Genomic DNA, 24,803 nt, shown 5'->3' on the forward strand with positions numbered 1-24,803 from the left:
AAACGTCGGGATTGTCAAAGCGCTTACGGGCACCGCCCTGATTTTGCCGCCGGTCCCAGATAGCTCCTCTTCAACCGAAGCCTACCCGCATGTTCTGGGCCGATCTGACGCCCAAACCACAGTCGCGTGCCCTAGATACCGAACTTATTCGCTTCGGGAAGGCGTTTGCGGACGCGCAAGACATGACAGGCGATTTGGGATCGCTCATTAGAATTATTCAGTATTAAATATTATTCTTATTTAATCTAACATTACTGTAGCTTATTATAAAATACGTAATTACTAATAATACATAATTATTTCTTAAATTTATAAGTATAATCGTCATCGGAAAAGCGCATGATGCCGAAATATGACCCATGAAGGGCTCGATTTTCTTGTGGGAGCCATAACGATGAGAAATATTCCCGTTGTCGGAAAGTTTTTGACGGTATTTGCGCTATTCGGCGTATGTGCGATCCTGATTGCGGCCTACTCCGCCATACAGATCAAATCGATCGATGGAAGTTATAGTGACCTTATTGCCCGTGACAGCGCAGCGGCCCTGAATTTGGCGCTCGCGAACAAGGAACTGCTGAACGGGCGGGCGGCGTTGGCCGATATGATGATCGCCTTTACGGAGCAGGGTAATGCCGCTGCCGAAGCTGAGGTGAAGGCCACGCGCGACGAGTTCATGGTATCGATGGATCGAGCCATCGCCAATCTCCCCGAAGACAACCGCCTGCGCGTACTCAAGGACGACGTGACGACGCTCTATAACGTGACGTGCAAGAACGCCTGGCACCTGGGCCGAACCGCATCAACCGTGGATGAGGCGCTTGCGTCGCAGAAAGCGTTTGGCACCGAGTGCCAGCCAGTCTTTGCCAAGATCGGCGCGAAACTTACACAGATAGCCACTGATATTTCGAACCGTAGCGCCAAGCAGAGCGATAGTCTGAGCGACATAAGCCAACAGACTGCACTGATTACCGTCGTCGCGGTCGTCCTCGGCTTCATCGCCGTCGTCGTCATCGGATATTTCGCGATTCGCAGCTGGCTTGTCACGCCGATACGGGGTCTTGTCGGCACGATGCAAACGCTTGCGGACGGTAACCTGTCCGTCAATGTCGAGGGAACGGACCGGCGCGACGAGGTCGGCACGATGGCAAAGGCCGTTGAGGTCTTCAAGGATAACGAATTGAAAGCCCGCCGGCTGGAAGCGGATGCGGCGCAGGTGCGTAACCAGTCCGAGGCAGAGCGCCAAAGAACCGCCGAAATTGATCGCAGGCGCGCCGCCGAAATGGCGGAAGCGACCAGCGGCCTTGCCGAAGGTCTGAAGCATATGGCCAATGGCGACCTGTCCTACCAGCTGAAAACGCCTTTCTCCGCAGAATTCGAAAGCCTGCGTGCGGACTTCAATATCGCCGTAAACCAGCTTAGCAAAACACTGCTGTCCGTTGCCGATGTCACGGCCACGATCGACAACGGCTCTCGCGAGTTGAGTTCGAGTGCGAGCGACCTGTCGCAACGCACGGAAACCCAAGCCGCATCGCTGGAAGAAACAGCCGCAGCGCTCGACCAGATAACCAGCAACGTCAGCAATTCGACCAAACGAACTGAGGAGGCCCGGATTGTGGCGGTCGAGGCCAACAGATCCGCGCAGACATCCGGTCAGGTCGTCGCAACTGCGGTCGATGCCATGAAGCGCATAGAAAGCTCTTCAAGCCAGATTTCCAACATCATTGGCGTCATCGACGAGATTGCCTTCCAGACCAATCTTCTGGCACTCAACGCCGGCGTCGAGGCAGCACGTGCGGGCGAGGCAGGCAAGGGCTTTGCGGTTGTGGCACAGGAAGTGCGTGAACTGGCCCAGCGCTCGGCGCAAGCGGCCAAGGAAATCAAGGAGCTTATCCGCAACTCCGCCGACGAAGTGCAGAATGGCGTGAAACTCGTGACCGCAACCGGCGACGCCCTGAAGATCATTGAAAGTCACGTCATCGCCATCAATACACAACTCGACGCCATCGCAACATCCGCAAGGGAACAGTCGGTCGGGTTGGCCGAGGTCAACAGCGCGGTAAACCAGATGGACCAGGTCACGCAGCACAATGCCGCGATGGTCGAAAGGGCGACGGCCTCCAGCGCATCGCTTGCCGGTGATGCCGAAAAACTCCGCCAGATCGTCGGCCAGTTCAAGCTGGATGGCGCAATGGCCAGCACCAGCACGGCTAGAACCGCATATAAGCCTTCAGCGCCGGTGCGCGTTGCGGACAACGCACAGCCGAGACCATCCCCGGCGCGTCGCATGATCGGCCAGGTGGCCGCAGCGCTCGGCGTATCCACGGCCTCGAAAGATCAGACATGGGGCGAATTCTGATCCACTCTCTCAGACGACACCCCGATAGCTTATCCGGGTGTCTCAAGGTTATCTATATCTGTGAAAACCGCTCCTCCGTCATGCCGGGCTAGACCCGGGTGACGGCACCAGGAGGAATTCCACCCACACCCGTTGGCAACGGTCAGGCAGCCGCGTCCCATACCGGCGCAAGCCCATCCGGCGAGACGATACGGCCATCCGGTCGAGCAAGAGCACCGATCGCCTCCATCTCAGCGACCGACAGCGTGAAATCGAAGATCGCAAGGTTTTCATCAACACGCGCTTCGCTCACCGTCTTCGAAAGCGCAATCACACCCTGCTGCTGCACGAGCCAGCGCAACACCACCTGCGCCACCGACTTGCCCCGGCTTGCGGCGATGTCCTTCAGAACCGGATCGCCAAAAACCTTGCCGTCGGCCATGCCGTAATAACCCGTCACCGACATGCCGGCGCCCTTGGCCGCCGCGATCACCATATCCTGATCGATATAGGGATGGTATTCGATCTGATTGGTGACGATCGGTGCCTTTGACAAACTGACCGCCTCAGCCATCAGCGCCGTATTGAAGTTGGACACGCCGATATGGCGAACCTTGCCGGCGTCGCGAACCGCGTTCAGCGCGCCGATCTGCTCGGCCAGCGTTACCGCTTCGTTCGGCCAGTGCAGAAGCAGGAGATCGACATAATCGGTCTTCAGTTTTTTCAGGCTCTCATCGACGGAGGCAAGAAAGGCATCGTGCCTGTAGTTCTCCACCCAGACCTTGGTGGTCAGGAAGATATCGCTGCGTGCCACGCCGGAACCGGCAATGGCTTCGCCGACTTCGGCCTCATTGCCGTAAATCTGCGCGGTATCGATATGGCGAAAGCCGGCTTTCAGGGCATGCGGAACGATACGAAGAACATCGGGGCCAGGAATACGGAAGGTACCGAAGCCAAGCGCCGGGATCGATGCGCCGTTGGCGGTGACATCAAACATATATTTTCTCCTTTTAGGGTGCGCCCGGCCAGCCCTGCGGCAGTGGCCGGGATTTATATGAAAAACTCAGGCAGTCTTCAGCGAGAGCGAGGCGCGACGGTCGAGTGCACTGCTCCAGAGGGTGAGAATGAGGGCAATGGCGACAAGGATGGCGCCGACCCATGGGGTTGCGGCAAGGCCCATAGGCGATTCCACCACCAGACCGCCAAGCCATGCACCAATCGCGATGCCAAGATTGAAGGCGGCGATATTGAGCGCCGAGGCGACATCGACAGCGCCGGGGCGGTGTTCCTTGGCCAGCTGCACCACATAAAGCTGCAGACCGGGAACGTTGGCGAAGGACAGGAAGCCGAGCGCCACCAGCGTGATCAGGGTCAGAACAGGCGAGACGGCGGTGAAGGAAAAGACCAGCAGCACGATGGCTTGTGCCAGAAAGAGTCCTATCAACGCCTTGACCGGATTGTGGTTGGCGATTTTGCCGCCACCGATGTTACCGGCGGCAATGGCGATGCCGTAGAGCACAAGGATCAGGCCGACGCTCTTTTCGGAGAAGCCGGTGACGTCCTGCAAGATCGGCGCCAGAAAGGTGAAGGCGACGAAGGTGCCGCCGTAACCAAGTGCGGTCATGGCGAAAACGATGATCAGTCGGCCGGAACCCAGCACCCGCACCTGATCGAGAAGGCTGGCGGGCGGCGCTTTCTTCAGCGTTCCCGGCAACAGGGCCGCGATACCGGCAAAGGCGATGACACCAAGACCTGCAACCGCCCAGAAGGTGGCGCGCCAGCCGAAAATCTGCCCGATATAGGTGCCGATCGGCACGCCGGTGACGATGGCGACGGTCAAACCCATGAACATCATGGCAATCGCCGAGCCACGGCGGTTTTCCGGCACGAGATCGGCGGCGATGGTGGCGCCAACGGAGAAGAAGACGCCATGGGCGAAGGCGGAAAGCACCCGCGCGACCAGAAGCGTCTCATAGCTTGGCGACACGGCGGCTGCGACATTACCGACGACGAACAGCGCCATCAGACCCAGCAGCAGCGGCTTTCTTTCGATCTTGCCGGTCAGCGCAGTCAGGATCGGCGCACCGAAAGTGACACCCAGCGCGTAAACGCTGACGATAAGGCCGGCAAGCGGCAGGGTAATGTGAAGATCGGCGGCGACCGTCGGCAACAGGCCGACGATGACAAACTCGGTTGTTCCGATCGCGTAAGCCGCGATCGTCAAGGCAAATATGGCCAATGGCATGACGAGTACCTCTTCGCCCGGAGCGGGATCGCGGGCGTTATGGACAGCGGGTGCTGTCCGGTTGGATCAACTGTGTGATAGCAATATGGGCGAAGGGGACTTGCATGATAATCGGCAAGATTGGATAAAGGCCTTTGAATTAATTTCACAAGTGGTGCAGCGGTGGACAACAGGGCCGGAGAAATGGAAGTCTTCGTGGCGGCAGCCGAGCTGGGGAGTTTTTCCGCAGCCGGGCGCAGGCTCAAGCTTTCACCCTCGGCGGTGAGCAAACTTGTCACCCGCATCGAAGACCGCCTCGGCACCCGCCTTCTCGCTCGCTCCACACGCGTGGTGACGCTGACGCCGGAGGGGGAAATCTATCTTTCCCGGGCAAGGCGCATTCTGGCCGACATCGCCGATACAGAGCAGATCGTAGCAGGCGGCGGCAAGGTGGTGCCGCGGGGGCTATTGCGTGTCAACGCCACGCTGGGCTTCGGCGAAAGGTATCTTCTGCCGCTCGCACCGGAGTTTTTATCTCTTTATCCGGAAATCGACCTGGATATCTCGCTGACCGACGGCGTCATCAGCCTGATCGAGGAGCGCACCGATATTGCGATACGATCCGGCGGGATGGCGGATTCGTCCCTCAAGGCAAGAAAGCTGAAAGAGGTCCGCCGGATCATCGTCGCCTCCCCTGCCTATATCGAAAAACATGGCATGCCGGAAAAGCCGCAGGATCTGGCCCAACACAATTGCATCAGCTTCAATTTCAGTCGCAGCCTCAACGAATGGCCTTTCCGTGATCCCGGCACGACGGAAATCTACCGCCTTCCCGTGACCGGCAACGCCTCGGTCAACAGCGGCATGGCAATGCGAAGGCTGTGCCTGACGGGCCTTGGGCTGGGAAGGGTCGGAGAGTTTCATGTCGAGCCGGATATCGAGGCCGGTCTGCTCGTGCCGGTACTGGAGGATTACAATCCGGGCGACATGGAGGTGATCCACGCCGTTTATGCCGGACATGATCACCTGGCCGCCCGCGTACGCGCCTTCATCGATTTTGTCGCGGCAAAGGTCGGGCGGTGACTAGCCGCCTCAGACTAGGCTGTGAACCATCTTCGCCAGCCAGTCCACGAAAACACGGACCTTGTTGGTGACGTGCCTTGTCTGTGGGTAGACCACATAGATCGGCATCGGTTCGCGCCGCCATTTCGGCAGAACCGGCACCAACTCGCCACGCGCAAGCGCATCCTTGACCATGAAAACCGGCAGTTGCACCATGCCCATGCCCGCCAGCGCGGCGTTGAGATAGGTGCGGCTGTCATTGACCGAAACAACGTAGTTGGGCGTAATCTCGACACTGCGAAGCCCGTTGTCGAAGGAGATCGGCATGATCTGGCCCGTGGTGGCATTGAAATATCCCACGGAATGATGTCCGTTTTCGAGATCTTCAGGCTGTTGCGGCATGCCGAAACTCTCGATGTACAGGGGAGAGGCGAAGGTTTCGAATTTCAGCTCGCCGACCTTGCGCGCAATAAGGGATTGATCCCGCAACGTGCCGACCCGCAGCGCGCAATCGACATTCTCCGCGATATAATCGACCAGACGGTCGCCGACGCCGAGATCAAGCCGGATTTGCGGATAGCGCTGGTAAAATTCGCAAAGATGTGGAATAACCACGAGGTCCGCGAAGACACCGGCCATTTCCACCCGCAACCGGCCAGACGGCTGCACCTGCGCGCTGGACATGCTGCCATCAAGCTCTTCGATTTCCGACAGAATCTGCGAGGCCCGCTCATAATAGAGAGCGCCGTCCGTCGTCAGCATCACCCGCCGCGTTGTGCGGTTGAGAAGCGTGGTATGTAAATGCGCCTCCAGCGCCTGGACCATGTTGGTGACGGTGGTTTTGGGCATGTTCAGCGCGGTCGCGGCGCGGCTGAAATTGCCGGTTTCGACGACGCGCGTGAACACCCGCATGGCGGAAAGCTGATCCATGTCGCTATTATCCGTTTTTTTGGAATAGTGTTTTCATTTTGACGTACTTGATCGTTTTCTCCCGAACAATAATATGAATTTCAGATTTTGCAAATATGGTGAGCTGCTGATGGCGGCGCACGGGACCGGATCAGATGAAAGCGCACTGGGAAAATATCGAAAGTTGTGGGGGCTCGGCGTCCCAGCTTTCCGTGCGCCGATATGAAAGTGCCGGCCTGTGCACCAACCCGCCCGTGGTCCTTTATTTGCGCGGCGGCTCGTTTCTTGAAAAGGGCGGCAATTGCCCGGAGCTTCCGGTGGCACGCGCGCTCGCTGAAAGCGGCGCGATCGTCGTCGAGGCCGACTATAGCAAGTCGTCCGGCAACGAGTTTCCGATGGTGATCGATTGTGCCTTCGAAGCGCTGGATCATCTGAGCCGGGACCGCAAGCATTATGGCGGCGCAAAATCGCTGCTGTTTGTGGCCGGCGAAGAGGCTGGTGGCAATGTGGCGGCTGGGCTTGCGCTGAAGGCGCGTGACCGCATGCCGGGCAAGCTTGCCGGTCAAATACTTCTGTCGCCCATGATCGACCCGATGATGACGACGGAATCCTTCCGCGATGCGGACAGGATCGGCATGCGCCAGCGCTGGGCGGATGGCTGGAGCCATTACCTTGCCAAGGCCTGCGGGTTTTTTCACCCCTATGCCGCGCCCTGCCAGTGTACGCGGCTGAACCGGGTGGCGCCGGCGCTGATCTTTACCGCCGAGGACGACCCTCTGCGCGACGAAACGGTCGGTTATGCCGACAGGCTCATCGCCTCCGGTGTCAACGTCCGGCAGCATGTTTTCCCCGCCGGCATTGGCTGGACGGGGCTTTATCAAGGAAAGGGCGGCGGATGGGTCCCATCCGTCTGTTCGGAGTTCAAGACCTTCGTTGACCAGATAAAACACTGAAATCGCATTTTGAGCATGTCCAGTAAAAGTGCGTAGCGGTTTTACGTCCGGACCATGCGACAAAACACAGAGATAGAGAAACTGACCGGCTCCTGATCCGAGCCAAGGAGAAACCCATGACGCTGACCACAAAGCGCCGGGCCCTGACGGGCGCCGGTATCGGGCTTGCTATGTCCGTTGCAGCCGCAGCACTCATTTTCGACCTGCCCACCAGCCGTGATGCGACGGCAGCCTCCACCCCGGCTGAAACGCCGGCTATCCCCGTCACCGTCGCCAAGGTGGAAAGCCGCGATGTGATGCGCTGGGAAGAATTTTCCGGCCGTCTCGAAGCCGTCGACCGCGTGCAGATCCGCTCCCGCGTCGCTGGCCAGATCAAGGCCGTGCATTTCCGCGAAGGCGCGCTGGTGAAGGAAGGCGACCCCCTCTTCACCATCGACCCGGCCCCCTATCAGGCAGCCGTTGCGGGTGCTGAAGCCCAGGTCGCCTCCGCCGAAGCCAAGGTCAGCCTTGCCAAGACGGAACTCGACCGTGGCCGCAGGCTTTCCGACAATCGCACGATCTCCCAGAGCGATCTCGACCAGCGGCAAAGCTCGTTTGCGGATGCCGAAGCCCAGCTTCGCGCAGCCCGCGCGACGCTGACAACGGCCCAGCTCGATCTCGGTTACACCGAAATCTTCGCACCGGTTTCCGGCAGGGTCGGCCGCATCGAAATCACCGCCGGCAACCTCGTCGCCGCCGGCTCGACATCGCCTGCCCTTACGACGCTGGTTTCGGTCAACCCGATCTATGCCAGCTTCAACGCCAGCGAAGGAACGGTAGCGAAAGCGCTTTCCGAGCTGCCGAAGACGACCGACGCCCTGCCCGCGCTCGAACAGATCCCGGTGGAAATCGGCACGCTTTCGGATGAAGGCACGCCGATCAAGGGCACCCTGCACCTCATCGACAACCAGGTCGATTCCGCCAGCGGCACCATCGGTGTGCGTGCGGTCTTCGAAAATCCTGATGGCAGGCTCATTCCCGGCCAGTTCGTGCGGGTGCGCATGGGTGAACCGAAGCCGGAAAACCGAATCGTCATCAGCGACCGCGCCATCGGCACGGATCAGGACAAGCGGTTCGTCTTTGTCGTCGATGCCGAAAACAAGGTGAGCTACCGCCAGATCAAGCCCGGCGCACCGGCTGACGGCCAGCGCATCATCGACAGCGGCCTTGCCGCCGGCGATACGATCGTCGTCAACGGCCTGCAGCGCATTCGCCCCGGTGCAACCATCGCACCGCAGGCGGAAGACAAGGTCGCCGCCTCGCAATAACGCCGTCCCGCCTCCGGCGAGACGCATTTCACAAAGAACCGGCCCTCACCGGCGGCCATGATGCCGCCGGAACGGTCCTTGCATTTCCAAATCTACCCGGAGAGGGGACTGGATATGAATATTTCCAGATTTTTTGTCGACAGGCCGGTCTTCGCCGGCGTGCTGTCGATCCTGATCGTGGTCGCAGGCCTTCTCGGCATGCGCGCCCTGCCGATTTCCGAATACCCGGAAGTCGTGCCGCCATCCGTCGTCGTCCGCGCCACCTATCCCGGTGCGAACCCGGCCGTTATCGCCGAAACCGTCGCCACGCCGCTTGAAGAACAGATCAACGGCGTCGAGGACATGCTCTATATGGGCAGCCAGGCGACATCGGACGGCGTGCTGACGCTGACCGTCACGTTCAAGCTGGGCACCGACCCGGACAAGGCGCAGCAGCTGGTGCAGAACCGCGTGTCGCAGGCCGAACCGCGCCTGCCCGCGGAAGTGCGCGCACTCGGCATCACCACCGTCAAAAGCTCGCCCGACTTCATCATGGTCGTCAATCTGGTGTCGAAGACCGATGCCTATGACATCACCTATCTGCGCAACTATGCGACGCTGAACGTCAAGGATCGCCTCGCCCGTATCGAAGGCGTGGGTCAGGTGCAGGTCTTCGGCGCCGGTGACTATTCCATGCGCGTCTGGCTGGATCCGCAGAAAGTGGCCGAACACGATCTCGCCGCGGGCGACGTCTCCGACGCCATCCGTCAGCAGAACGTCCAGGCCGCAGCCGGCGTCATCGGCGCATCGCCAAGCCCCAATGGCGTCGACCTGCAGCTCAACGTCAATGCACAGGGCCGTCTGACGACGCCGGAGGAATTCGGCAACATCATCGTCAAGAGCGGCGCAAACGGTCAGATCACCCGTCTTCGCGATGTCGCCCGCATAGAACTCGGCGCTGCCGACTATACGCTGCGCTCGCTGCTCGACGGCGAACCCGCCGTGGCGATCGCCGTATTGCAGGCTCCCGGTTCCAACTCCATCGAAATCGCCGACAATGTCCGCGCGACAATGGACAATCTGCAACTGGCGATGCCTGATGGCGTAAAATATGAAATCGTCTACGACACGACGAAGTTCGTTCGCTCGTCCATCGAAAAGGTCGTTGATACGCTCCTCGAGGCCGTTGGCCTCGTGGTACTGGTGGTCATCCTGTTCCTCCAGACCTGGCGCGCCTCGATCATTCCGCTGATCGCCGTTCCGGTGTCGATCATCGGCACCTTCGCCGTCATGTATGCCTTCGGCTTCTCCATCAACGCGTTGACCCTGTTCGGCCTCGTGCTGGCCATCGGCATCGTGGTGGATGACGCCATCGTGGTGGTGGAAAACGTCGAGCGAAACATCGAAAACGGGCTTTCTCCGCGTGATGCCACCTACAAGGCGATGCGCGAAGTCTCCGGGCCGATCATCGCAATCGCGCTTGTTCTGGTCGCCGTTTTCGTCCCACTAGCCTTTATCTCCGGCCTTTCCGGCCAGTTTTACCGGCAGTTCGCGCTGACGATCGCGATTTCCACCGTCATTTCGGCGATCAATTCTCTGACGCTGTCGCCCGCTCTTGCAGCCCTGCTTCTGAAAGAGCACGACGCACCAAAAGACTGGCTGACCCGCTTCATGGACCGGATTTTCGGCTGGTTCTTCCGTGGCTTCAACCGCGCCTTCGGGGCCGCCTCCAACGGTTACGGCAAAACCGTAGGCGGACTGGTAACGCGCAAAAGCCTCGTCATGATCGTCTATATGGCGCTGGTGGCTGCCACCTACGGCATGTTCAGCGCGGTCCCAAGCGGGTTCGTACCGGCGCAGGATAAGCAATATCTCATCGGCTTCGCCCAGCTTCCGGACGGCGCAACGCTTGACCGCACGGAAAGCGTCATCAAGCGGATGAGCGATATCGCCATGCAACAGCCGGGCGTCAGCCACGCCATCGCCTTCCCCGGCCTGTCGATCAACGGCTTCACCATCGGCTCCAATTCCGGCATCGTCTTTGCGGTTCTCGACGACTTCGAAAACCGCAAGACGCCGGAACTGTCAGGCGGCGCCATCGCAATGCAGCTGAACCAGAAGTTCGCCGGCATTCAGGATGCTTTCATCGCCATGTTCCCGCCGCCTCCGGTTAACGGTCTCGGCCAGACGGGCGGCTTCAAGCTGCAGATCGAGGACCGTGCCGGTTACGGCTACCAGACGCTTGACGAAGCGGCCAAGGCGGTCATCGCCAAGGCATACCAGACACCGGAACTGGCGGGCATCTTCTCCAGCTTCCAGATCAACGTGCCGCAGCTCTTCGCCGATCTCGACCGCGCCAAGGCCGAGCAGCTGGGTGTTTCGGTCAGCGACGTCTTCCAGACGCTGCAGATCTATCTGGGCTCGCTTTATGTCAACGACTTCAACGCCTTCGGGCGGACATACAGCGTGCGTGTGCAGGCAGATGCGCAATTCCGCGCCCATGCAGAAGATATCGGCCGCCTGAAGGTTCGCTCGTCCACCGGTCAGATGATCCCGCTTTCCACGCTGTTGAAGGTGGATGCAACGACGGGACCGGAACGCACCAACCGTTATAACGGCTTCCTTGCAGCCGATATCAACGGCGGTCCGGCACCGGGCTTCTCCTCTGGACAGGCACAGGCAGCGATCGAGAAAATCCTTGCCGAAAACCTGCCGGCCGGGATCGAATACGAATGGACGGACCTGACTTACCAGCAGATCCTTGCCGGTAATTCCAGCCTCGTGGTCTTCCCGCTGGCGCTGCTGCTCGTCTATCTCGTATTGGCTGCACAATATGAAAGCCTGACCCTGCCGATCGCGATCATTCTGATCGTTCCGCTCGGCGTTCTCGCCGCATTGACAGGCGTCTGGCTGACGGGAGGGGACAACAACATCTTTACGCAGATCGGCCTTGTCGTCCTTGTCGGACTATCGGCGAAGAACGCGATCCTGATCGTGGAATTCGCCCGCGAGCTGGAATTCGAAGGACGAACGCCGCTTCAGGCCGCAGTCGAGGCAAGTCGCCTGCGCCTCCGCCCGATCCTGATGACCTCACTCGCCTTCATCATGGGCGTGGTGCCTCTGGTCATCTCCACCGGTGCGGGTGCGGAAATGCGCGCGGCCATGGGTGTCGCAGTGTTCTCCGGCATGATCGGGGTGACGTTCTTCGGCATCTTCATGACACCGGTATTCTACGTGCTGGTGCGCAAGCTGTCGGGTAACCGTCCTCTCATCCAGCACAAACAGGAAGAACCTGCCAATTCGGACTACAAGCTCGAAAAGGCCGGCTGAGACCTGATCCAATCCACCGCAAACTTCAACGAAAGCCCGCCGCGCATCTCACGATGCGCGGCGTTTTTGTTGGTGGGAACGTCCATGTGCATCGCCTGAAACAGAATCTGTTTCAATGACTTAAGCAGCAAGCACATACATATTGCGCCGCAATAAAGATATAACGAATACACTATATCCGCATAAGGCAGCAGATACGTAAAGGAACAATGCTATTTTATGCTTTTCATTTTATGGTAATTTCAAGAACAGGGTGATTCGGACTAAATGATTTAGTTCAGGGGTGACATGATGGAGCAGGAATACGAGAACTGGGCGACAACCATTGCCTATTCGATAGTAATGCATGAAGGTCTGGATCTGGCGCTTGCCGCGCAGAATCTGGACAGAGGCAAGACCAGAAACAATCGTGAACGGCTGATGGAAGCCATCCGCACATCGCTGCTGGAGGCCCGTTCGCGCAGCCATCTGACGATGGCGCAGCGGCTCTGAAGTCTGTCGCCGTATCCGATGCTGCCACAGGATCAGGTCGGAAGCAGATCGGTCCTTATCGCGGCCTTCAGCGGCAGGTGGTCCGAGGCAACGCGCGCCAGTGCACTGTCATGCGCCTGCACCTGCTCGATCAGCCCTTCGCGGTTGGCGATGATCCTGTCGAGCGCAAGCACCGGCAGGTTGGATGGAAAACTAGGCACTGCGGGCGGCAGGGCGCCGAATGCATCCCTCAGAGTATTGAGCGACGAGCCATTGCCGAGACGCCATTCGTTCAGGTCTCCCATGAGGATGGTCGCGCATTCATTTCGCGCTTCCAGTAGACCGATAAGCGCCTTTGCCTGCTGGGCACGGGAATGCCTCAAAAGACCGAAATGCGCCGCGATGATACGCAGTGCGCCACCGCTTTTCAAATCCAGTTCCACCACCAGCGCGCCGCGCGGCTCCAGCCCCGGCAATTTCAGCGTATGAACATCCCGCACCGCACCTTCCTTGAACAGCAGGACATTGCCGTGCCATCCATGCGCCTTCACACCCGCCAGAACAGGCACGGGGACAAGCCCGCTTTCCCGCTCCAGCCGGGCAAGATCGAGCAGGCCCGTGCGCTCGCCGAAACGGCTGTCCGCCTCCTGTAGCGCGATGATATCCGCGCCGATTTCCTGAATGACGCGGCTGGTGCGATCAGGATCGAACCTGCGGTCGCGGCCGACGCATTTATGGACGTTGTAGGACGCGATGACCGGGAATGAGTGATCTCTCTCCACCTGCCCGGCATTCTTCCGTTGGTGACGGTCGCGCAGCGACTGCATGACGAAGGCGGGCAGGCTGCTGTTTTTCGCCAGTGCCGTTTTTCCACGCTCCAGCAAACTGTTTTTCTTCACGCTGCGATGCCTCCGATGCGCAAATTAAAAGTTTTAGAGCGTTTCCGACGCATGGCGCTCTAAAGATACGGCGAAGCGAGCCACAGGACGCGCTCCACAAGACGGACAACGAATGGCCGCGCATTCAGTTCGCTCAGTCGCACGGGTAAAGCGGTTGCCCGGGCTTCACGGATGCGGTTTCCGATGGTCGCGGCGAATTCCTCATCCATAACTTCCAGATCGACTTCGAAGTTCAGCCGCAATGAACGAGGGTCCAGGTTGGAAGAACCGATGTAGCTCCAGCGCTCGTCGATCACCAGAAGCTTGGAATGATTGAAGGGCCCCGTCGCCCGCCAGATGCGGCAGTAATTCTTCAACATCTGGTCGAATTGCGCCGTCATCGCCCTGTCCACAAGCACCAGATTGTTGCTTTGCGGCACGATGATATCCACCACGACTCCCCGCCTCGCTGCGGTAATGAGCGCTGAAATAAGCTCCCGATCGGGGAGAAAATAGGGCGACATGACGAGAATGGAGGAGCGAGCGACGGAAAACGCCCCCATTAGCATCTTGTGATTGGTCTCTATGCTTTTGTCCGGCCCCGAGGAGGAAACGCGGGCAACGATCTGTGAACCCGGCACACCATCGGGAATGGCGATATCCCAGACCGGAGTGTGCAGAAGTTCCCCCGTCGTGAACCGCCAGTCCTCCGCCGCAATGGAGAAAAAATCAGAGACAACCGGCCCGCTGATCTTGAAATGGGTGTCGTGCGCCTGTTTTTCGCCGCCGAATTCCAGGGTGAAGCCCTCGCGGATATTCATGCCGCCGCTAAAGGCGAGGCGTCCGTCCACCACCAGGATCTTGCGGTGGGTGCGCAAATTCGCATAGGGCAGCCGTAGCCCCATGATGACATTGCCGTTGAACACATCGGCAACGATGCCTTTTTCCCTGAGCGTCGGCAGGATGCTCGGCACGGAATAGCGCGCGCCCACGGCATCCACCAGCACCCGCACCTCCACGCCCCGAAATTTCGCCCTTTCCAGCGCCGCGACAAAACGGGCGCCGATCCTGTCATTGTCGAAAATATATGTTTCGAGGATGATCGACCGCTTCGCCTCGTCTATCGCTTCAAGCATGGCGGCATAGGCCGAGTCGCCGGTGACAAGCGGCTCGATGCGGTTACCGGTCGTCAGCGCATGGCGCGTCACCCGGTCGCCGAGCGTCTTCATCGCCTCGAAACGGCGTCCGAACCGCGCGGCAATCACCTCGCCGCTCGCATCCAGGCGCGCCACGCGATCCATGATCTCGTCCTGCATGAAGGACCGCTGCTGCCTGATGCTGGACCGGCGAATCCGGTTGATGCCGGCAATCGCATAAATGACTGCACCGACGATCGGCGACAGAACGATGACGCCCACCCAGCCAAGCGCGGAACGGACCTCTTCCTTCGTCATCGTGGCATGTACGGCCGCCACGGTTCCCATCAAAATGGAAAGAGCGGCAAGGATATGAGGCCAATAGGCGATGACGAGATCGAGCATGATGCAACTATAGGGCATCGTGCCGAAAAGTGTACCGCGGTTTTGGGAAAACCCGATGCGTAAACAAAAAGGTAGGGCAGTTCGCCGATCCCGCAATAACGGACCGGCACCGGAAAGGCCAAGAAGACCGGACGCCCATCGTTTTACGGGATAGACCCTTGCGGGATTAACGGTGGAAAGTGACGATGCGATATGTCATGAGAGCGCATCTTGATCTGTGAGCAGGGGCACTTGCGGGCTTCTGCGGCGTTTGAAAGCAAGAAGGCCGTGATGCAGGAAAATACCCAGGGCGCCGTCATCGTCATTTCCAGCCACGTCATGCGTGGATCGGTCGGCAACCGTGCCGCAGTCTTCGCGCTGGAGACCCTTGGCTATCCGGTATGGGCGGTGCCCACAATCGTTTTGCCGTGGCACCCCGGTCATGGCCCGTCTACCCGGATGCGCTTTCAGGACGACGACTTCGACAAGGCCATGGCCGACCTCGAAAACTCCAAATGGATCGGCGAGGTCAAAGCCGTACTGACCGGTTATTTCGGAAGCGCAGCGCAGGTCCGTTCGGTCGCAAGGCTGATCCGCAATCTCAGGGAGAAAAACCCGGCACTCGTCTATGCCTGCGATCCGGTGATGGGCGACAAGGGCGGGCTTTACATTCCGGTGGAGACGGCAGAAGCCATCCGCGACGAGCTCATTCCACTTGCCACCGTCGCAACGCCGAACCGCTACGAACTGGCATGGATGAGCGGCGCGGAGCTTGAAACCAACAATGCCATCATGGATGCCGCACTCGCCCTCGGCCCTTCGAAAATGCTGGTCACGTCAGCCGTGTCGATGATGGCGGGCGGCACGGGAAATCTCTATTTGAGCGGCCGGCACGCGCTGATGGCGGAACACCGCGCCATAGACGACGCACCGAACGGTCTCGGGGACCTGATGGCGGCGCTGTTCCTTGCCCGGCTGCTGGAAGGCATGGACGACGAAAAGGCGCTGCAACTGGCCACCGCCAGCGTGTTCGAAATTCTGGCGCGAACCAAAAAACGCGACATGAACGAATTGACGCTGGAGACGGATTCTTCAAGTCTCTCAACACCCATGGCGATGGTGCAGATGCGCCATCTCTTGCATCCTTCGCGCAGCAAGCGCAAATAGCGGCTAAAGGATTGGTCTTCAACGCACCGAGTTCTTCTCTTGATCTTGGTCCAAGCACAACGGTACTGCGATAGATGAAAGATTTTCCGGAAAACCTTCTCAACGGCTACAAGAACTTCATGAGCGGCCGCTATGCCGACGAGCGCGAAAGATACCGCGTTCTGGCTGATACCGGACAGAAACCGCAGACCCTGTTCATTGCCTGTTGTGACTCCCGTTCGGCGCCGGAAACAATTTTCGACTGCGGACCGGGAGAACTTTTCGTCATGCGGAACGTCGCCAACATGGTGCCGCCCTTTGAGCCTGACGGTCAGTACCACGCCACATCAGCCGCCATCGAATATGCCGTGCAGGTTCTGAAGGTGAAGGACATCGTCGTCATGGGCCATGGCCGCTGCGGCGGCATTCAGGCCGCACTCGACCCCAATCTTGAACCTCTGTCACCCGGCGACTTCATCGGCAAATGGATGAACATGGTGAAATCCGCCGCCGAGCAGATCCAGAGCAACGACATCATGACCGCTTCCGAGCGCCAGACGGCGCTGGAGCGCGTTTCCATTCGCAACTCCATCGCCAACCTGCGCGGCTTCCCCTTCGTCAAGGCGCAGGAAACCGCCGGCAAGGTGAAGCTGCATGGCGCCTGGTTCGATATCTCGACCGGCGAATTGTGGGTGATGGACGGCAAAACGGGCGACTTTCGCCGCCCGGACCTGTGATTGTCAAAACCTTCTCAAAGCTTCGTCACCCCGGAGGTGATCCGGGGTCTAGCGCGATCAAGTCTTTGATTGCTTAGGATTTTTTTCACGGCGCAGACGCGCCGTGACTGAATGCCGGAACTAGTCCGGCATGACGGAAGTGGGCGTTCCAATTGGGAGAAAGCGGCCTTATTGGCCGTCAATCGCCTTGCCGATAAACGCAATCGCCTGCTGATAAACGCTAGCAGCGTTCCAGCCCTGAATGGCCGCGTAATTCGTCTGCCCCTGCTGATAACCCGCACCGCGCTGCCAGCCGTGGCCGACAAGGAAGTTGGCCGTGGAGGCCAGCGCATCGGCGCGCGAACCGACGAGATCGATGCGTCCGTCGCGGTCGAAATCCACGCCGTAACGCACAACGTTCAACGGCAGGAACTGCGTCTGGCCAATTTCGCCATGGGCAGCACCCTTGGCGTTAACGTTCAGCGAACCGCTGCCGACGAGCTTCAGGGCCGCATAAAGCTGCTCGGTGAAATAGTCCGAACGGCGGCAGTCGAAGGAAAGCGTCGCCACGGCGGACAGCGTGTGCTGGTTGCCCATGAAGCCGCCAAATCCGGTTTCCATGCCCCAGATGGCGAGCAGCGGGCCGGCCGGCACACCGTAGGCCTTTTCAATCGAGGCGAAGAGAGCCGCATTGTTCTTCTTCATGGTCTTGCCGCGCGAGATGATCGTCTGGCCGCCACGCTTCTGCATGAACTGGTCGAAGGACAGCTTGAAGCTGTGCTGGCCGCGATCGGCGCGGATGGTCGGCTGATTGTAGGAGACGCCGGAGAAGGCACGATCAAGCACCGAGGCGCTGACACCGCGGCCCGCCGCTTCCTGCTTGAAGGCACCGACCCAGGCGTCGAACCCTGCCGAAGTGTTGCCGCATTGCGCAGCCACAACCGGCGTCGCCGCCAAAACCGAGACCATGGCCACACCAGCCAGAATTGCCTTCATTGCCCGCATCAAAATCTGCCTTCGATATCCTTTGGGGAATTTATCCCGAGAACCAAAACGTCGCTGCTGTATGGGTCCGGGTGCCAAATTGCCTTTTGGCCGCCTAAATTGCCTTTCGGCAGCAAGGCCTGCAAATAAACTGGCCGTGATGACAGCCAATTGGAAAACCCGCCTGCCCCACACAGAACAGACGGGTTATACTTAACGAACCTTAAAAAATCGTATCAAGCCGCAGCCTTGCGGGGCTTGATGAGACCACGATTGACCAGGAGTTCGGCGATCTGGATGGCATTGAGGGCAGCGCCCTTGCGCAAATTGTCCGAAACAACCCAGATGTTGAGGCCGTTTTCAACCGTCGCATCCTCACGGATACGCGAAATATAGGTCGCATCCTCGCCGGCGGATTCAACCGGAGTGATGTAGCCGCCATCTTCATGCTTGTCGATCACGAGGCAACCCGGCGCTTCGCGCAGGATGTCACGCGCCTGATCTGCGGTGATCTCGTTTTCGAACTCGATGTTGACCGATTCCGAATGACCGATGAAAACAGGAACGCGCACAGCCGTGCAGGTTACCTTGATCTTCGGATCGAGCATCTTCTTGGTTTCGGCCAGAACCTTCCATTCTTCCTTGGTATAGCCGTCTTCCATGAAGACGTCGATATGCGGGATGACGTTGAAGGCGATGCGCTTTGTGAACTTCTTCGTTTCGACCGGATCGGCCACGAAGACGGCGCGTGTCTGCTGGAACAGTTCGTCCATGCCTTCCTTGCCAGCGCCGGAAACGGACTGGTAGGTGGAGACAACGACGCGCTTGATCTTGGCGAAGTCATGCAGCGGCTTCAGCGCAACAACGAGCTGGGCCGTGGAGCAATTCGGATTGGCGATGATGTTCTTGCGGGTGAAGCCCGAGATCGCGTCGGCATTGACTTCCGGAACGATCAGCGGAACGTCCTGATCGTAGCGCCATGCAGACGAGTTATCGATGACGACGCAACCCTGCTGGCCGATCTTCGGCGACCACTTCTTGGAAATCTCGCCGCCGGCCGACATCAGGCAAATATCGGTGTCGGAAAAATCGTAGTTTTCGAGGTTGGAAACCTTCAGCGTGCGGTCACCATAGGAGACTTCCGTGCCCTGCGAGCGGGAGGAAGCGAGCGGCACGACTTCATCTGCCGGAAAACCACGTTCGGCCAGGATGTTGAGCATTTCGCGACCGACATTGCCGGTGGCGCCTACAATTGCAACTTTGAAACCCATGATCAAGCTCTCTTTCTGTCTCTCCTCTTTTGGGTGAGGTGGGGAACCCGCATCGCATTGCGGCTTCCTCGATCCCCAGCCAAACCGGGGAGAGAGCGGTGGCCAGAGACGTCAGACGGTTTTAATCGTCGTTTTGGCCGTAATTCGGATAGAATAAGAAAGACGCGGATCATCGCCGGCGGATTGTGCCGGTCCTTCCATGACAATCATGTCTGCAACATGCCTGCGCAAGGTGATGCTCCTTCTTCGCGAGAAGCTATTAGAAGGTTTGGTGTTCGTGTCAAGAAAAAAGGCACGTTGCGAGCGACCCGGCGCATAAGCGCAAATACCACCTCGCGACATTTTTGCACGTTATGCATTAGACTAAAGTCATAATCCGAAAGCATCGCTCTCATTGGGGTTAATTTTCTGTCACTCTGACATTACGCGCATTGCACCCTTACGGGGGAGTCCGGAGGAGAGACAGGGCTCTGCAATGCGCTCATTTGACATCTGTGGAGGACAGACAATGGCAAACGTAGCAGCCGTGAGCGGCGCCGCCCGTCCCATGACGGGTGAGGAGAAGAAGGTGATTTTCGCCTCTTCTCTCGGAACAGTCTTCGAATGGTACGATTTTTATCTGTACGGCTCGCTCGCGATCTATATCGGCGCGAACTTCTTCAGCCAGTATCCGGAAACGACACGCAACATCTTCGCGCTTCTGGCATTTGCCGCCGGCTTCCTCGTGCGCCCCTTCGGCGCCCTGGTGTTCGGGCGTCTCGGCGACATTGTCGGCCGTAAATACACCTTCCTGATCACCATTCTCATCATGGGCGTTTCGACCTTCCTCGTCGGCGTCCTGCCCGGTGCATCGCAGATCGGCATCGCAGCCCCGATCATCCTGATCATCCTGCGCATGCTTCAGGGTCTGGCGCTTGGCGGCGAATATGGCGGTGCTGCAACTTATGTGGCCGAACACGCGCCCAACGGTCGCAGAGGCTATTACACCTCATGGATCCAGACGACGGCGACGCTTGGCCTCTTCCTGTCGCTGATGGTCATTCTCGGCGTGCAGTTCGCACTCGGCAAGGAAGCCTTCGCCGCCTGGGGCTGGCGTATTCCCTTCCTCGTTTCGGTTCTGCTGCTTGGCGTATCGGTCTGGATTCGTCTGAAAATGAACGAATCTCCTGCCTTCAAGAAGATGAAGGAAGAAGGCAAGACCTCCAAGGCACCGCTCAGCGAAGCCTTCGGCCAGTGGAAAAACGCAAAGATCGCCCTGCTTGCCCTCGTCGGCGCCGTCATCGGTCAGGCCGTCGTCTGGTATACGGGCCAGTTCTATGCGCTGTTCTTCCTGCAGAGCATTCTGAAGGTGGACGGCCAGTCGGCCAACATCATGGTCGCGGCGGCCCTCATTCTCGGCACGGGCTTCTTCGTGCTCTTCGGCTGGCTTTCCGACAAGATCGGCCGCAAGCCGATCATCATGGCGGGTCTCGTTCTCGCGATGCTGACCTACTTCCCGCTGTTCAAGGCGCTCACATGGGCGGGCAACCCGGCACTGGCGCAAGCGCAAGCCAGCGTTCGCGCCACCGTGACCGCTGCTCCGGGCGACTGCAAGTTCCAGTTCAACCCGACAGGTACGGCGAAATTCACCACATCCTGCGATATCGCCACCTCGTTCCTGACACGCAACTCCGTTCCCTATGACGTCGTTGCCGGAGCGGCTGGCACGCCGGCAAGCGTTAAGATCGGCGACGCCACCATTGCGAGCTACGACGCCATCGCAGCCGGCGCGGATGCTGCCGCAAAAGACAGGGCCTTCCAGAAACAGGTCAACATCGCGCTGCATGACGGCGGCTACCCGCTGGTGCGCGGCGTAGCACAGGTGCCGGACGCAAAACTGGATGCCTTCATTGCCGCCAACCCGGAACTCAACCTCAATGCGGAAGCCGTGCGCGCCGCCGACAAGAAGATGGTGGCGACCGACAAGCTGGTGGCCGACAAGTTGCTGACGCCGGCCGAGACCGCCGGAGCGGCGGAAATGGCCGTCTACAGCATTGCCGGTGGTGGCACCTTCGCCATGGTCGCCGATCCGGCTGCCGTGAACTGGGTTGTCATCATCGCGGTCCTGACGGTCCTCGTGATCTACGTGACGATGGTCTACGGCCCGATTGCGGCCCTGCTGGTCGAACTGTTCCCGACCCGCATCCGCTACTCCGGCATGTCGCTGCCCTACCATATCGGCAACGGCTGGTTCGGCGGCCTGCTGCCCGCCACCGCTTTTGCGATGAGCGCGGCGAAGGGCGATATCTATTACGGCCTCTGGTACCCGATCGTTTTCGCAGGCATCACGCTGGTCATCGGCCTGCTGTTCCTGCCGGAAACCAAGGATCGCGACATCCACACCATGGAGTGAGCGGTTTCGCTCCCGACGATAGAGACCCGGCGCTGACGCGCCGGGTTTTTTATTGCCGCAGTACCGCCAGTGCCCGAACTGGCCTTTCGCGGGCTGTCAATCCGCCGCAGGTAGAAACCGCCAAAAACAAGACAAAAACGCTCGAAATAGGCTATGACGCCCTATCGTGCGGAAAAGGGAGAGCCATTTTGAAAATCGGGACGCCTAAGGAATTATATGATGGCGAGGCGCGCGTCGGCATGACGCCCGACAGCGCGCAAGGCTTGCAGAAACTCGGATATAATTGCATCCTCGAAACAGGCGCGGGCAAGGCAGCGGGATTTTCCGACGACGCCTATCGCGCAGCCGGTGTCACCATCGTCGATAGCGCCGATGCGCTTTATACCGGCGCCGACATCATCGCCAAGGTTCGTCCGCCGGAAACGTCGGAGATTGATCGCCTGTCTTCGGACAAGACGCTGATCTCGTTCTTCTATCCCGCACAGAACAAGGACCTTCTGGAGCAGGCGAAGGAAAAGGGCGCAAATGTCATCGCCATGGACATGGTGCCGCGCATTTCCCGCGCCCAGAAAATGGACGCGCTGTCCTCCATGGCCAACATTGCCGGTTATCGCGCCGTCATCGAGGCCGGCAATAATTTCGGCCGCTTCTTCACCGGTCAGGTGACCGCCGCCGGCAAGGTGCCGCCCGCCAAGGTGCTGGTCATCGGTGCCGGCGTTGCCGGTCTTGCCGCCATCGGCACGGCAACCTCGCTCGGCGCCATTACCTATGCCTTCGACGTGCGCCCGGAAGTGGCCGAACAGATCGAAAGCATGGGCGCCGAATTCGTCTATCTCGATTTCGCCGACCAGAGCCAGGATGGCGCAGCGACCGGCGGTTACGCCGCCCCCTCCTCGCCGGAATTCCGCGAAAAGCAGTTGGAGAAATTCCGCGAGCTGGCACCGCAGATCGATATCGTCATCACCACGGCGCTGATCCCCGGCCGTGACGCCCCGAAGCTGTGGCTGGCCGACATGGTGGCGGCAATGAAGCCGGGTTCGGTCATCATCGACCTCGCCGCCGAGCGCGGCGGCAATTGCGATCTCACGGTGCCCGACCAGCGCGTCGTCTCCGACAATGGCGTCATCGTCATCGGCTATACGGATTTCCCGAGCCGCATGGCCACGCAGGCCTCAACGCTCTATTCCACCAACATCCGTCACATGATGACCGATCTGACGCCCGCAAAGGACGGCAAGGTCGTTCACAACATGGAAGACGACGTCATCCGCGGCGCGACCGTCACCTATCAGGGCGACATCACCTTTCCGCCACCGCCACCGAAGATCCAGGCCATCGCCGCGCAGAAACCCAAGGAACGAGCAAAAGAGCTTACGCCTGAGGAAAAGCACGCCAAGGAACGGGCCGAGTTCAAGGCGCAGACGAAAAGTCAGGTCGGTCTGCTCGTCATCGGTACGGCGGTCCTGCTTCTCGTCGGCCTTTACGCGCCGGCAAGTTTCATGAGCCATTTCATCGTCTTCGTGCTCGCCTGCTTTATCGGCTTCTCCGTCATCTGGAATGTCAGCCACTCGCTGCACACGCCGCTGATGGCGGTGACGAACGCGATTTCCGGCATCGTCATTCTCGGCGCACTGCTGCAGATCGGCTCCGGCAACTGGCTGGTGGTGCTCCTCGCCTCACTTTCCGTCCTGATCGCGACGATCAACATCGTCGGCGGTTTCCTTGTGACACGGCGCATGCTCGCCATGTTCCAGAAGTCCTGAGCCGTGTAGGGGACACATAATGACCATTGGTATCGTTTCCGCGGCCTATGTTGCCGCAGCCGTTCTATTCATCCTCTCCCTCGGTGGTCTTTCCGGGCAGGAAAGCGCCAAGCGCGCCGTCTGGTACGGCATAACAGGCATGGGTCTTGCCATTGTCGCCACGGTCTTCGGACCTGATGTCGGCAACTGGTTCATCGTGCTGCTGATGCTAGCGGGTGGCGCCGTTCTCGGCTACTTCGTCGCAAACCGCGTGCAGATGACCGAGATGCCGCAGCTTGTTGCAGCACTTCACTCCTTTGTCGGTCTGGCCGCCGTCTTCATCGGCTTCAACGCCCACATCGAGGAAGCGCATGTCGCCTCGCTCGATGAGACGGCGCGTTCGTTGCTGACAGGCTTTTCCGCCCTCCTCGCCCACAAGACGCCGGTAGAACTGGCAATCATGAAGGTCGAGGTCTTCCTCGGCGTCTTCATCGGCGCCGTCACCTTCACCGGTTCCGTCGTCGCCTTCGGCAAGCTTGCCGGCAAGGTGGACGGCAAGGCGAAGAAGCTTCCGGGCGGACACGTCCTCAATGCCGGTGCCGCGATCCTGTCGCTCGTCCTGCTCATCATGTATTGCAACGGTGCTGGCGCATGGACGCTGGTGCTGATGACGCTTGCCGCCTTCTTCATCGGCTATCACCTGATCATGGGTATCGGCGGCGCAGACATGCCTGTCGTCGTCTCGATGCTGAACAGCTATTCCGGCTGGGCGGCGGCGGCCATCGGCTTCACGCTCGGCAACGATCTCCTGATCGTTACAGGTGCGCTTGTCGGCTCCTCGGGTGCGATCCTGTCCTACATCATGTGCAAGGCCATGAACCGCTCCTTCATCTCGGTCATCCTCGGCGGCTTCGGCGGCACGACGGGTCCGGCGATGGAAATCGAGGGCGAGCAGGTGGCAATCGATGCCGAAGGCGTGGCATCAGCGCTGAACGACGCTGACAGCGTCATCATCGTGCCCGGTTACGGCATGGCGGTGGCACAGGCACAACAGGCCGTTTCCGAACTGACGCGCAAGCTGCGCGCCGACGGCAAGACCGTGCGCTTCGCCATCCACCCGGTTGCTGGTCGTCTTCCCGGCCACATGAACGTGCTGCTCGCCGAAGCAAAGGTGCCCTACGACATCGTGCTGGAAATGGACGAGATCAACGACGATTTCCCCAATACCGACGTCGTCATCGTCATCGGCTCCAACGACATCGTCAACCCGGCGGCACAGGACGATCCAAACTCGCCCATCGCCGGCATGCCGGTTTTGGAAGTATGGAAATCCAAACTGGTCATCGTTTCCAAGCGCGGCCAGGGCACGGGCTATTCCGGCATCGAGAACCCGCTGTTCTACAAGGACAACACCCGCATGTTCTACGGCGATGCGAAGAAGTCGATCAACGATCTTTTGCCGCTGATCAAGTAATGAAAAGGGCGTTTCCGGTCTCCGGGAGCGCCCTTCTTACTGACGTGAAAAGAAAGCTCCGCCGTCATCCTCGGGCTTGTCCCGAGGATCTATCCACGTCGAATAAAATC

Annotated in this window: 18 protein-coding genes; 11 read left to right on the plus strand and 7 right to left on the minus strand. The window is 59.3% G+C overall.

Going from position 1 to position 24,803, the window contains the following annotated elements; genetic code table 11:
* Positions 1-394 precede the first annotated feature (394 nt).
* Positions 395-2,356, plus strand: coding sequence for a methyl-accepting chemotaxis protein (locus tag CRP02_RS23635; RefSeq protein WP_179784114.1), 1,962 nt, complete (start codon positions 395-397; stop codon positions 2,354-2,356).
* Positions 2,357-2,498: 142 nt separating this feature from the next.
* Here the strand turns inward: CRP02_RS23635 and CRP02_RS23640 are convergent, their stop codons facing one another.
* Positions 2,499-3,332: an aldo/keto reductase gene (locus CRP02_RS23640; protein WP_097172447.1), complete on the minus strand. Its 834-nt coding sequence runs from the start codon at positions 3,330-3,332 to the stop codon at positions 2,499-2,501.
* A gap of 66 nt (positions 3,333-3,398) precedes the next feature.
* Complete coding sequence (locus tag CRP02_RS23645) at positions 3,399-4,580, minus strand: MFS transporter (RefSeq protein WP_080797766.1); 1,182 nt, start codon at positions 4,578-4,580, stop codon at positions 3,399-3,401.
* A gap of 183 nt (positions 4,581-4,763) precedes the next feature.
* Between CRP02_RS23645 and CRP02_RS23650 the strand changes: the two genes are divergently transcribed.
* The gene (locus tag CRP02_RS23650; protein WP_323455387.1) at positions 4,764-5,642 is read left to right on the plus strand and encodes a LysR family transcriptional regulator; all 879 of its coding nucleotides are present in this window, start codon (positions 4,764-4,766) and stop codon (positions 5,640-5,642) included.
* Positions 5,643-5,651: 9 nt separating this feature from the next.
* Here the strand turns inward: CRP02_RS23650 and CRP02_RS23655 are convergent, their stop codons facing one another.
* Positions 5,652-6,551: a LysR family transcriptional regulator gene (locus CRP02_RS23655; RefSeq protein WP_097172449.1), complete on the minus strand. Its 900-nt coding sequence runs from the start codon at positions 6,549-6,551 to the stop codon at positions 5,652-5,654.
* Between the two features lie 134 nt (positions 6,552-6,685).
* Here CRP02_RS23655 and CRP02_RS23660 point away from each other — a divergent pair, with 134 nt between their 5' ends.
* From CRP02_RS23660 to CRP02_RS23675, 4 genes are all read left to right on the plus strand, one after another.
* Positions 6,686-7,483: an alpha/beta hydrolase fold domain-containing protein gene (locus CRP02_RS23660; protein ID WP_097172450.1), complete on the plus strand. Its 798-nt coding sequence runs from the start codon at positions 6,686-6,688 to the stop codon at positions 7,481-7,483.
* A gap of 116 nt (positions 7,484-7,599) precedes the next feature.
* Positions 7,600-8,790, plus strand: a complete 1,191-nt coding sequence (locus CRP02_RS23665; protein ID WP_097100832.1) for an efflux RND transporter periplasmic adaptor subunit — start codon at positions 7,600-7,602, stop codon at positions 8,788-8,790.
* A 114-nt stretch (positions 8,791-8,904) separates the two neighbouring features.
* Positions 8,905-12,099: an efflux RND transporter permease subunit gene (locus tag CRP02_RS23670; RefSeq protein WP_097100833.1), complete on the plus strand. Its 3,195-nt coding sequence runs from the start codon at positions 8,905-8,907 to the stop codon at positions 12,097-12,099.
* Positions 12,100-12,387: 288 nt separating this feature from the next.
* Positions 12,388-12,591 carry a hypothetical protein gene (locus CRP02_RS23675; RefSeq protein ID WP_174002263.1) on the plus strand — a complete coding sequence of 68 codons (204 nt, stop codon included), beginning with the start codon at positions 12,388-12,390 and terminating at the stop codon, positions 12,589-12,591.
* A 32-nt stretch (positions 12,592-12,623) separates the two neighbouring features.
* Here the strand turns inward: CRP02_RS23675 and CRP02_RS23680 are convergent, their stop codons facing one another.
* Both CRP02_RS23680 and CRP02_RS23685 read right to left on the minus strand, forming a co-directional pair.
* Complete coding sequence (locus CRP02_RS23680) at positions 12,624-13,469, minus strand: endonuclease/exonuclease/phosphatase family protein (RefSeq protein WP_097172451.1); 846 nt, start codon at positions 13,467-13,469, stop codon at positions 12,624-12,626.
* A gap of 59 nt (positions 13,470-13,528) precedes the next feature.
* Positions 13,529-14,989: a phospholipase D-like domain-containing protein gene (locus CRP02_RS23685; protein ID WP_097172906.1), complete on the minus strand. Its 1,461-nt coding sequence runs from the start codon at positions 14,987-14,989 to the stop codon at positions 13,529-13,531.
* A 270-nt stretch (positions 14,990-15,259) separates the two neighbouring features.
* Between CRP02_RS23685 and pdxY the strand changes: the two genes are divergently transcribed.
* Positions 15,260-16,135, plus strand: coding sequence for a pyridoxal kinase PdxY (gene pdxY / locus CRP02_RS23690; protein WP_097172907.1), 876 nt, complete (start codon positions 15,260-15,262; stop codon positions 16,133-16,135).
* 74 nt (positions 16,136-16,209) lie between these two features.
* Entirely contained in the window at positions 16,210-16,851 is a 642-nt protein-coding gene (locus tag CRP02_RS23695; RefSeq protein WP_097100835.1) for a carbonic anhydrase, read from the plus strand.
* Between the two features lie 168 nt (positions 16,852-17,019).
* Here the strand turns inward: CRP02_RS23695 and CRP02_RS23700 are convergent, their stop codons facing one another.
* Together CRP02_RS23700 and CRP02_RS23705 are read right to left on the minus strand one after the other, a co-directional pair.
* Entirely contained in the window at positions 17,020-17,835 is an 816-nt protein-coding gene (locus CRP02_RS23700) for a lytic transglycosylase domain-containing protein (RefSeq protein WP_097100836.1), read from the minus strand.
* Between the two features lie 215 nt (positions 17,836-18,050).
* Positions 18,051-19,085 (minus strand): aspartate-semialdehyde dehydrogenase, encoded by a 1,035-nt coding sequence (locus CRP02_RS23705; RefSeq protein ID WP_003514078.1) that lies wholly within the window; start codon positions 19,083-19,085, stop codon positions 18,051-18,053.
* Between the two features lie 508 nt (positions 19,086-19,593).
* Here CRP02_RS23705 and CRP02_RS23715 point away from each other — a divergent pair.
* From CRP02_RS23715 to CRP02_RS23725, 3 genes are all read left to right on the plus strand, one after another.
* The gene (locus CRP02_RS23715; protein ID WP_003514082.1) at positions 19,594-21,477 is read left to right on the plus strand and encodes an MFS transporter; all 1,884 of its coding nucleotides are present in this window, start codon (positions 19,594-19,596) and stop codon (positions 21,475-21,477) included.
* A gap of 188 nt (positions 21,478-21,665) precedes the next feature.
* Entirely contained in the window at positions 21,666-23,240 is a 1,575-nt protein-coding gene (locus CRP02_RS23720) for a Re/Si-specific NAD(P)(+) transhydrogenase subunit alpha (protein WP_097172452.1), read from the plus strand.
* Positions 23,241-23,259: 19 nt separating this feature from the next.
* Positions 23,260-24,693: an NAD(P)(+) transhydrogenase (Re/Si-specific) subunit beta gene (locus CRP02_RS23725; protein WP_003514086.1), complete on the plus strand. Its 1,434-nt coding sequence runs from the start codon at positions 23,260-23,262 to the stop codon at positions 24,691-24,693.
* The last annotated feature ends 110 nt before the right edge of the window (positions 24,694-24,803 follow it).

Source organism: Rhizobium sp. AN5 (assembly GCF_900215255.1).
Lineage (GTDB): Bacteria > Pseudomonadota > Alphaproteobacteria > Rhizobiales > Rhizobiaceae > Agrobacterium > Agrobacterium tumefaciens.